Raw genomic sequence first — 10512 nt, forward strand, 5'->3', positions numbered from 1 at the left:
ATGACTATCACGGGACGACAGCTGCTCGCGTCTGCCAGCATCATTCTGATAGCGCTCACAACGCTTGGGCTAGCAGGGTGTGCGCCGCTGGCGCCAGGCAATGCTGCGCCATCAACTGAGCAAAGCCAACAACAGTCGGCGGTCAAAGGATTTTTTGAGCAGGTGCTAAACGCAAATGTGTACGGCTTGCCCACTGACACAGCACTCGAGCAGTTCAAGCCATGGATCTCGCCCGCCCTTTTCCAGCGCTTTGAACAAGCGCAGGTACAGCAGACCTTGGACTTGGCCCGTCATCAGGGGACAGAACCGCCAATGCTACAAGGCTCACCATTCGTGTCGCTGTTTGAGGGAGCCACTGGCGTGGTGGCGGTCACACCGGCCCAAGCGCCAGACACCTGGGCGGTTTCGCTGGTGTATCGGGCAAACGCTGGCCAGTCCACGACAACTGTCCAATGGACTGACACGGTGGCGCTCACCCAACAAGACGGGCGTTGGGTGGTTAATGACGTGATATTCGGAGGTCAATGGGATTTTGCCAAGCGCGGACGTTTGAGCGAGCTGCTCGACTCGGTCAGGGCGGCGGGCTCTTGATGGGGTCTGGAACTTGGGTCTGGGGCTTGGGTGGACATGTCACTCGATGTGTCGTACAGTTACACCCATCTATGTGACTTTAAGTAACTAATAGATCAAGTAGTCAAGTAAAGTAGTCCGGTAAAACGCATTAAGCCAACCGGATGGAGTCTGCGACCAAGCAGCGCCATGAGCGCATTCCAAACAATCATCAGATTCAACACACGCAACACCATCAAAATTACCAACACCGCCAACATCACCAACAGGGAGATATGCCATGCCGCAGGACAAACTAGATACCAGCAAACGCCAATTGTTACTCGGTAGTGCGGGTCTAGGGGCGGCAGCGCTGTCGGGTGCACTGGCACCGAATGCCAGTGCGACCGCTGCAACTTACCAGCAGGGCAATCAGGCCATCGTGGCACGCCGAGTACGTCCGGGTGAACCAGGCTGGCCTAGCGAGGCGCAATGGCAGGCGCTTGGTGAGTCGATGCAGGGCAAGGTGTTTAAGGTTGCAGATCCATTTGCCGGTTGCGAGCAAAGTGCACAAGCCTGCAACGACATCCTGAAGCAGTTTGAGAATCCGTTTTTTATCCAGGATACGCCCGGTGCCACCCAGAGCAGTGGCTGGGTAGATGCCTGGACCAGCAAGGTCAGTCAGTATGCGGCTGAGGTGCAAAATGCCGAAGACGTGTCTAAGGCGGTCAAGTTTGCCAAGCAACATAATTTGCGGCTCGTCGTCAAAGGCGGGGCGCACAGTTATTTGGGTCAGTCCAACGCGGCGGATTCTTTTTTGATATGGACCAAGCGACTTGACAAGATCGAGATGCACGACAAATTCGTGCCGCAAGGCAGTCAGGGCGTCAAGCCGTTTGAGGCGGTCTCGGTGGCTGGTGGCGCCATCTGGGTTGATGTCTACGACAAAGTGGTGGTCAAAGGTCGACGTTACGTGCAAGGCGGGGGCTGCACCTCGGTGGGAGTGGGTGGCCATTTGCAAACCGGTGGGTTTGGCAGTTTCTCCAAGCGGTTTGGCATGAGTGCTGGCGGCATTGTCGAAGTCGAGATGGTGTTGGCAGACGGCAGCATTGTGGTGGCCAACGAGCATCAGAATCAGGATTTGTTCTGGGCATCGCGTGGCGCGGGTGCCGCATTTGGCATCATCACCCGAGCGACATTGAAACTGCATCCCTTGCCTGAGACATTCGGTTTTGCGGGTCTGCGCGTTAAAGCCAAATCCGATGGCGCCTACACCGCGTTGGTGGAACACTTTTTGCGGTTCTATCGTGATGCGCTCATGAACCCCCATTGGGGCGAGCACGTCGGATTTAATGGCGAGAATGTGCTTGAAATCGCCATGTCGATCCAGGGCTTGTCCGAGGCTGAGGCTGCCAAAGTATGGCAACCGTTTATTGATTGGGTGAGCGCCAGACCGACCGAATTTGAGATCGCCTCGCCGCTGCGCCTGGTGGTGATACCCGCGTACCACTGGTGGGACTATGAGTACCGCAAGAAACACCTGCCAAAGTCCATCATTGAAGACACCCGCCCCAACGGCAAAGCCGGTGCGTTCTGGTGGTCTGGCAGCGCACGCGAAGTCAGTATCTATATCGCGGGTTACGAATCAGGTTGGTTGCACGAGCGTTTATTGCAAGAGGAACGCCTGTCAGCGCTGGCCATGACCCTGGTAGCCGCCTCGCGCGTGCGCGGATTTGAAATCCACTTCAACAAAGGATTGGCAGGCTCACCGCCAGAGGTGGCCCGCCAGGGTCAGCAAATCCCGATGAACCCGGTGGTGGAGCACGCCTTTGGTCTGGTCATCATTGCCGGTGGCGAACTCAATGTGCATGAAGGCCTGCGCGGTCATGAACCGAACAAGGCTGCTGCGCGCACCGAAAGTGCCCGCATCACCGAGGCCATGAACATCATTCGTGCCATTGCCCCGGATGCCGGTGGTTACTGTTCGGAGATGAGCTATTTCTCGCCCAATTGGCAGACTGATGCCTGGGGTCAGGCCAACTACGCCCGACTCCTCAAGCTCAAGCATCAGTACGACCCGGACGGGCTGTTCATGGCGCATCACTACGTGGGCAGTGAAGACTGGAGCCATGACGGCTTTGTCAAGCGCGGCTAAGACCTACTAACTCAGGCTCCCCATGCTACTGAACTTCAGTTAGCATGAAGCATCGGTATGGTTTGAGCAATGAAGGGAATGGGAGAGCGCATGTTTAAAGCCATTGTGATCAACAAAGACGAGGCTAGCGGCAAAGGCTATCGGGCCGAATTGACCGAGCTCGATGACGCGCAGTTGCCAGAAGGCGATGTCACCGTTTCGGTGCATTACTCGGGCTTGAACTACAAAGATGGCTTGGCCATCACCGGCAAAGGGCCGGTGGTGCGCAGGTTTCCCATGGTGCCCGGTATTGATATCGTGGGCAAAGTTCAACAAACCGACCACCCGAACTATCAGGTGGGTGACTCAGTCATTCTCAATGGCTGGGGGGTGGGCGAGACCCATTGGGGAGGGCTCGCGCAAGTGGCCAGACTCAAGGGTGACTGGCTCATTCCATTGCCCAAGGGCATGGCTGCACGCGATGCCGCAGCCATCGGCACGGCTGGCTACACCGCCATGCTGTGCGTCATGGCCCTACAAAAGCACGGCGTCAAACCCGCGGACGGTGAAATCGTGGTGACCGGTGCCGCCGGGGGCGTGGGCAGTGTGGCGGTGGCCTTGCTGGCAAAGCTCGGTTACGAGGTGGTGGCTGTCACCGGGCGTGCTACGGAAGCTGACTACCTGAAGTCACTCGGTGCCACGGCCATCATGGATCGCAAAGAACTATCCGAGCCGGGTAAGCCATTGGCTAAAGAGCGCTGGGCAGGTGCAGTCGATGTCGTGGGTAGCCACACTTTGGCCAACATCTGTGCATCAACTCGCTACCGAGGCGTGGTCACTGCTTGTGGGCTAGCTGGCGGCATGGACCTGCCCGCCACGGTGGCGCCGTTTATTCTGCGCGGGGTGACATTAATGGGCATCGACAGCGTGATGTGCCCACGACAAGAACGATTAACCGCATGGCAAAGACTCGCCTCAGAGCTCGAGCTGTCAAAGTTGCACGCCATGGTCGAAGAGATCAGTCTGGGGCAGGCCATTGACATGGCGGGCAAGCTGTTGCAAGGCCAGGTCCGCGGCCGAGTGGTGGTGGATGTCAATCGCTAGATCAGTAGTCATGAACTTTGCTAATTCTGGAGATATGTTTGTGCGTAGTCTGGCAAAGTCAATGATGGCGATTGTTGTGTTCAGCGGTACAGTCAGTCCAAGTGCGCTGGCCTCGGAGTACGGTGCCTATTTGTATGGCCAAGCTCAAAGTCAAGGAGCGGGCACACCAAACCAGTTGTCAGTCGGCGGTTTTGTGTCGCTTCATCAGGGTGAGCGTTCGCTATCGTTTGTGGATGTACAGCTTGGCCTAGAACTTTCAGATATTTCTGGTTATAGCAGCATCATCAACACGGATGTTGCTGGTGGTACGCTTGCCACCAGCACACGGTTAGGACATCGATGGCTCAGCGAATCGGGTCTTTGGATGTTCGGTATTTACACAGGCTATGACACGCGTGCTGTGAAATCTGGTGGTTCTGACCAGCCCGGCGTGAACGTCCTGGATCCTCGTACCGTGCACTTTGAGCAGATCGCACTGGGGTTTGAGGCAGCGCATCAACAATTGCGCATCAATGGCTATGCATTGCTGCCCATTGGGGACAAAGAGCAGGCCCTGAATGAGTACTACAACGCGGGTGCTTTAAACACTTATGGCCTAGACTTCGGCTGGTCGGTGACTTCAAAGTGGCGGACAACCTTAGGCGCCTACTATCAAGAGAATCATCTTGAGGCCGTTAATGGCTGGGGACTCTTCGTGGGAGCGCAGTATGCACTGACCGAGGCATTGTCATTTGGTGCCAGTTACAGCAATGACCGTGCTTTTAATGGGCGTCTGATGGCTCAGTTGACCTACCGGTTTGGTGCAAACAGTTCAAGTGCCAGGACGGGTGCTTTTGATCTGACCAAACCCGTTCAAAACCGAAACATCAGGGTGCATGACAACGATATCTGCGAGCGTTCTGATCCGCATGAGCAGCGATACAGAGCCAAACGAGATAGCTGTTCGTATTCAAACGTATCGGCCTGGTAGGTCGCTAGGTCGCTAGGTGGCTTTTTGCAAACTAACGACCTTGATTCCAGTTTGTTTGTAGATGCGTAATACGGTAGCACCCCGCAAAAATACCGAGCAACATTGGAAATAGCTATAGGGCGGGGTCGATATTGGTCACGCATTTCGATCTCGCCTGGTGATTTGAGTGGTTGCGGCCTGCTGTTAATCGATCGCTTCACCGCTAAATCGGTTCAGCTGTGTGTGGTTTTTTAGTTAGTGCAACGAGCTTGCGGGCGTTTCTCCTATTGCAACACCTGGCAAATAGGCATATGTTGTGGGACATGCCCAACACCCATGAACTCCCGATTGCCAAGCGTATTGACTGGTTGCTCGATCTGGCGCGCCGTCATGGCGATGCTTATCGCAGTCCAGAGGCGACGCTGGCGCGCAAGCGGTACTTAAGCCGCCACACCACGGCCATGGTGGCGCTTAAGTGCATGGATGGCCGCATCAACATCCCGGTGGCCACCCAGACACCAACCGGCATCGTGATGCCGTTTCGCAACCTCGGTGGCATGTTCAACCTGGGCTGGCCTCACTTGGGCGAGGTGTTGCAGCACCACGTCATGTCCATGATCGGGCAGGGCAGGCGGGTGGTGTTGCTGATCACCTACCACTACTCCAAAGGTGAGCCCAAGCGTGGATGTGCAGGGTTCGGTTACAACAAGCAAGCAAGCCTGGATCACACCTGGGAAATTCGCGAGCAGGTATCGCACATCTTCGGTCAATCGCATGAGTCGGTGTATCCACTGGTGTGTGGCTTTGAAACCGATGAAGATGCGATCACATTGCACTCAACCCCTAATGGCCCGACGCTGAACTTAGCTGATTGTGTGGGACTGACCGAGGATGAAGTCGCGGCCCAACTGTCAACTTTATTGCCTGATATGACCAGCGTGATGCGTGAGGACTTATTACCGTTGCTCATGGGCAATATTGAGCACCTGGCCAAGGTGCGTGAACAAAACGCCCGTCATGAACGACTGCTAGACATCGAGCATCGTGAATGGATGATTTGTCTGGGGCGTGGCTTTGATTGGCTGCACACACCAAACCTGGCCTTGATCATCGGACCCTATAGCCCAAACCTCGCACACCCGATACGCACCGCGGCTGACATCATTGCCGGCAACATGCGGGCCGGGCGCATTCCCGATGATGGATTCCTGTTGTTGGCCTCTGTGCCGTTTGATGCCATTGGGGTTGATCGGGCGCGCGCCGAATTAAAGGCCACCTTCCTGGCCAACTTTGCGGCACAGGTGATCACAGAACACTTGCCTGATCTGGCTAAAACCATGCATGCCCGCACGGCGGTGCTTGACTGGCACTCGCGTCGTCTGGAATTGCTGGGTAAGCACTGATCGTCCGGTCAATCCAATCTAATCCTCTGTTGAATCGACGGGGCTAGCGCTAGGCCTTAATCTGCAACTGTGGGTTTGTCAGGGTCGCCACATAAAAAACAACCTGTCAGGTGGCAAGTTCATCGGTGCGCCATGGCCTGCCACCTTATTTCACCGCGCGGCAAATGCCAAGCGTGAAGGTGGGTTAGCCAGGGTCGCCACATAAAAAACAACCTGGCACCAATTCTTTGGCAGGTTATTGTCCCAGATGACCCTTCAGTGACTGAATCACGTCAGCGAGTAACTTGCCCATGGCCGCAAGCTTGGCCGGGCTGTGTTGGGCATCGGTGTGTAACGAATGTTCAACCGCCGCGGCGGCCTGAGCCAATTCCAGCGCGCCGATTTGGCTAGCCGCGCCGCGTAGCGCGTGCGCTAAGCGCCCAGCCTCTTGAATGCTAGCGGCATCAATGCCTTGGTCGAGCACGGCGCCAATGCGGTCGTCTAGCCCTTCAAACTCCTCGACAAACACCCGGCACAAGCGATCAAACAGACGCCGGTTACCATCCATGGTGCGGTTCACATGCTCCCGGTCAACGCCGGCCAAGGCCGGCATGGGGTTCTCACCATCTTCTGTTATCGGAACCGGGTAATGCACCCGGCCAACTGCCACCAGAATCTGCTCAACCATCTGCTGGAAATCCACCGGTTTGGCCACGACATCGGCCATGCCCGCCTGGCGAGCACGGGCTTGTTGCTCGGCCAGCAACCCGGCGGTCATGGCCAGCACCGGCAAATGATTAAACTCGCGCATGGCACGAATATGACGCATGGCAGTGAGCCCATCCATGACCGGCATCTGCACATCCATCATGACGCAGTCAAATTGTTTGCCACGGTCTTTGTGACGGCGTAAGACCTCAAGGGCTTGTCTGCCATCGCTAGCTAGCTCGACCTGAGCTTGTTCACGCTCCAGGACTTCACAGATCAGGTCACGGATCGAGTCACTGTCATCCACCACCAGGATGTTCAGCCCCGCTAGCCTGGGGCCACGTTTGCGGGGCCCGAGGTGCTCGGTTTGATTTGGATCCAGTAACCAACTGGGCTTGGCATGTTGATCGATCGCCAATGACAACTCAAACCAGAATTGACTGCCTTTGCCAGGTTCACTGATGACACCGATGCGGCCACCCATGAGCTCAACCAACTGCTTGCTAATGGACAGGCCCAGACCCGTGCCGCCGTGGCGGCGTGAGACGCCGGTGTCGGCTTGCACGAACGGCGTGAAGAGTTTTTGTAGTAGGTCTGAGTCTATGCCTGGTCCCGTATCAGTGACTGAGGCACGCAGCTTCAGGAAAGTATCTGTTTGCTCGGCAATATCGAGCGTCACGGTGATGTTGCCGTGCTCGGTGAATTTAATGGCGTTACCCACCAGATTGGTTAGCACTTGCTCGATGCGGCGTTTGTCACCGATGACCGCGGGCGCTTTGTCCAGTGGTTGTTGTACCGACAGTTTGACGCCGGGTTTGGTGATGGCGGTTTTAAAGGTCTGCAGGTGGTCAACGAGTTCGTCTAGTGCAAACGGCAGCTCTTCGGTGATCAGCTGACCTGCCTCAATCTTGGACATGTCCAGGATGTCGTTGATGATGCCCAAGAGCAACTTGCCTGATGTTTGTATTTGGGTGACTTTGTCATGCTGTGACGGTTGCAAGTTGTCATCGGCCAACAGATCAGCCAAGCCCAGAATCGCGGTCAAGGGGGTTCTGATTTCATGGCTCATCTGCGTCAAGAAATCAGTTTTTAATCGTTCGAGCTCTTCGGCGCGCGCTTTGGCGCGCGCCAAGGCCTGTTCGGCTAATTTGCGTTCAGTGATGTCCGCAAGCACGCCCTCCCACACGGTCGAACCATCCGGTAGTGCGCGCGGCTTGGACTCGGCCGTGATCCAGCGGGTCTTGCCATTGACCACCAGGCGGGTTTCACCATAGAACGGCTCTTTGTTGGCAAACGCGCGGGCATTTAATTCCAGCCAGCGGTCATAGTCCTCGGGGTGCACGCAGGCAAAGCCTTTTAAGGGGTCGGCATAGGCTTCTTCCCGATTTAGGCCGCACAGCTCCAGAAACCGGGTGCTCATGAACCGAAACTGCGCCAGACCGCCATCGGCTGGTTGCACCATGGTGTAGGTACCGACGGGCAAATTCTCGGTGAGCTCGTAGGCAGTGCGCTCTAGCTTGTAGCGCACGCTTTTAAGCTCGGCCTCGGTTTGACGCTGCGCGCTGATGTCTACAAATGTGACGATCACCAAGTTGCCGATGGCGCGTGCGCCAACAAGCACCGTTAACACCTCGCCTGATTGCGTGGTGATCTCCGCTTCGCGGTTAGCCACCATGCCGTGGGTTTTTAGGGCTTCATCAACCTCTTTGTCCCAGTCGTCATAGAGCTGAAACCGATAGGCCTCATCGGGGTAGGCCAGTTGCGCCCAGATTTCAACCGTGGGAATGTCGGCTGCCGTGTAACCAAACAGTCTGGTGAACAGATCGTTAACCAGCAATATCGGTTGGGGGCGCTGTCTTGCCTCATAGACACTAGCGGCGACTGGCAGACCCGTCACCACCTGCGCCAATGTTTCCTCGAGGTTGCGCCGGTGGTGCTCTGTCATCGCTGTCCTGTTAGATAATGCCGTGTTCCTTGGCCTTGGATAAGGCCCGCAGACTGGATTTAACGCCAAGTTTACGGTAAAGGTTGCGCGTATGGGTCTGAACCGTGGTGAGCGATATTTGCATCGATTCCGCGGCCTCCTGATACGACTTGCCCAAGGCAAACTCACGCAGCAGGTCCAGTTCACGGGCGGTCAGGCGCTTGATGGGTGCATTGGGGTTGTCGCGCGCCGATTCGCGTCCGGCCAAACGCAGGAAATACCCGGCCAGCTTGGCACTAATCGGGTTGATGCCATTGAGCATCTGTTCAATGGCCTTGGTGATCGAGAGCATGGTGTCGCCCTTGACCACATAGCCAATGGCACCGGCTCTGACGGCCTCAATCACGCGGCGCTCATCGGTGGCCACCGACACCACCATGATGGGTGTGCGTGGCGATACCTTCACCAATTCGCGAATGATTGTCAAACCATCGCCGTCAGGCAAGCCCAGATCAATGATGGCAATTTGGTACTTAGGGCCATTTACTTCAATACATTGCATGGCCTCGTGCATGGTGCGGCAAAGATCAATCTTGCTGCCAGACACGGCTTGCGTCATGCCCTCTCTGATCACCTCTTGAAAAAATCGGTCGTCCTCGACCACTAATGCGACGAAGTTTGAAGAGGAACTGCTAGCCATGCTACTCATGAATATTGCCCAAAAGTTTTATTTTCTAGTTACATCAAACATTAAAGACAATCCTAAGGGTTTGTATATCACATGATCATGTGTGATCCACATTAAATATGGGATTTTCTCGGCAGAACTTCGTAGTCACAATTTCAGTCGTACCTAAACAAATTGAGCGCTCGCGTCCAAATGTAGTTGTTCAAACAAGCTTGCGCTCTTGCGGCGAGGCATGTTGGCACCTGCAAAAAACACATTAACCAAGATGTGTGGTTAATGCCAGCGGTTTGTAGAGATTTGTTGTTTAACGATTGAGGTTAATGAATGACTACTGCTGTCCAATCCGCAAAACCAGACACCAAGAAAGCGGTGGCTGCGCCATCCAGTAATCCAGATCCAGATACGTCAGCGAATGTTTCCAACAATTCCGAAGTAAATCAAACGGCTTCTGCTGAAAACGCGAACAAGAGCACTGACTTAACTGGGCGTGCAGTGTTTGCTGTGGAGACAACTGCTGCAGGTGTGGTGGTACGCACGGCATTTTTGACTGAGGACAACCGCCTGCTCAATATGCCCGCGGTATTTCCCGACATGCTTTACGCCCTGAACGTGGTGGACGATTTACGCCAGCAGGTGATTCAGCACTTTTCTCAGGCGGCGCAAGTGGGTGCGCAGGTGATTGCCAATCAGTTGCGCGAGCAGCAACAGCAAACCCAGGTGCAGGCCCCAGCACAAACCGAAGCAAATACCCGAATCGAACCAAACACCGATGACAGAGTCGGTCAGGAGAAGGCGCTAGAGGCACAAGGTAGATCTTAAGTATGTCGGTATAGCAAAAGCAATACAGCAAGCAACACCGCTCACTACCCCCACAAGGGATGGTGGGCTCAAGTAGCAAACGGTCTGGCAAGCAAAGATCTGTAACAGAGGACGTGCAGTAGTGAACATAGTGGTAACAGGCACCACGCATTGCACTCAAAAGTGCAACTGTCCGCCGCAGCGACTGGCAGCTAGTCAGGCGTTGTGGCTGTTTGCGTTCGTGCCTAACCGACTAACCGGGGAGGGCCCGGTGAG

At 55.4% G+C, this 10512-nt stretch carries 8 protein-coding genes; 6 read left to right on the forward strand and 2 right to left on the reverse strand.

Annotated features, from left to right (window positions below):
- The 5 genes from DHf2319_RS05205 (at position 1) to DHf2319_RS05225 (ending at position 6139) form a co-directional block, all read left to right on the forward strand.
- Positions 1-591, forward strand: coding sequence for a YqhG/Tai3 family protein (locus DHf2319_RS05205; protein WP_243479753.1), 591 nt, complete (start codon positions 1-3; stop codon positions 589-591).
- Positions 592-850: 259 nt separating this feature from the next.
- The gene (locus DHf2319_RS05210) at positions 851-2704 is read left to right on the forward strand and encodes an FAD-binding oxidoreductase (RefSeq protein ID WP_243479754.1); all 1854 of its coding nucleotides are present in this window, start codon (positions 851-853) and stop codon (positions 2702-2704) included.
- 90 nt (positions 2705-2794) lie between these two features.
- A complete protein-coding gene (gene acuI, locus DHf2319_RS05215; protein ID WP_243479755.1) occupies positions 2795-3787 on the forward strand; it encodes an acrylyl-CoA reductase (NADPH) in 993 nt (330 codons plus the stop codon).
- Positions 3788-3797: 10 nt separating this feature from the next.
- The gene (locus DHf2319_RS05220) at positions 3798-4757 is read left to right on the forward strand and encodes a TonB-dependent receptor (RefSeq protein WP_243479756.1); all 960 of its coding nucleotides are present in this window, start codon (positions 3798-3800) and stop codon (positions 4755-4757) included.
- A gap of 302 nt (positions 4758-5059) precedes the next feature.
- Positions 5060-6139 (forward strand): carboxysome shell carbonic anhydrase, encoded by a 1080-nt coding sequence (locus tag DHf2319_RS05225; protein ID WP_243479757.1) that lies wholly within the window; start codon positions 5060-5062, stop codon positions 6137-6139.
- A gap of 235 nt (positions 6140-6374) precedes the next feature.
- Here the strand turns inward: DHf2319_RS05225 and DHf2319_RS05230 are convergent, their stop codons facing one another.
- Together DHf2319_RS05230 and DHf2319_RS05235 are read right to left on the reverse strand one after the other, a co-directional pair.
- On the reverse strand, positions 6375-8771 hold the full coding sequence (locus tag DHf2319_RS05230) for an ATP-binding protein (RefSeq protein WP_243479758.1): 2397 nt from the start codon (positions 8769-8771) through the stop codon (positions 6375-6377).
- 10 nt (positions 8772-8781) lie between these two features.
- Positions 8782-9459, reverse strand: coding sequence for a response regulator (locus tag DHf2319_RS05235; RefSeq protein WP_243479759.1), 678 nt, complete (start codon positions 9457-9459; stop codon positions 8782-8784).
- 303 nt (positions 9460-9762) lie between these two features.
- Here DHf2319_RS05235 and DHf2319_RS05240 point away from each other — a divergent pair, with 303 nt between their 5' ends.
- Complete coding sequence (locus DHf2319_RS05240; RefSeq protein ID WP_243479760.1) at positions 9763-10257, forward strand: hypothetical protein; 495 nt, start codon at positions 9763-9765, stop codon at positions 10255-10257.
- Positions 10258-10512: the final 255 nt, after the last annotated feature.

Origin of the sequence: Orrella daihaiensis (assembly GCF_022811525.1) — a bacterium.
In the GTDB taxonomy this organism is placed as follows: Bacteria; Pseudomonadota; Gammaproteobacteria; order Burkholderiales; family Burkholderiaceae_B; genus Algicoccus; species Algicoccus daihaiensis.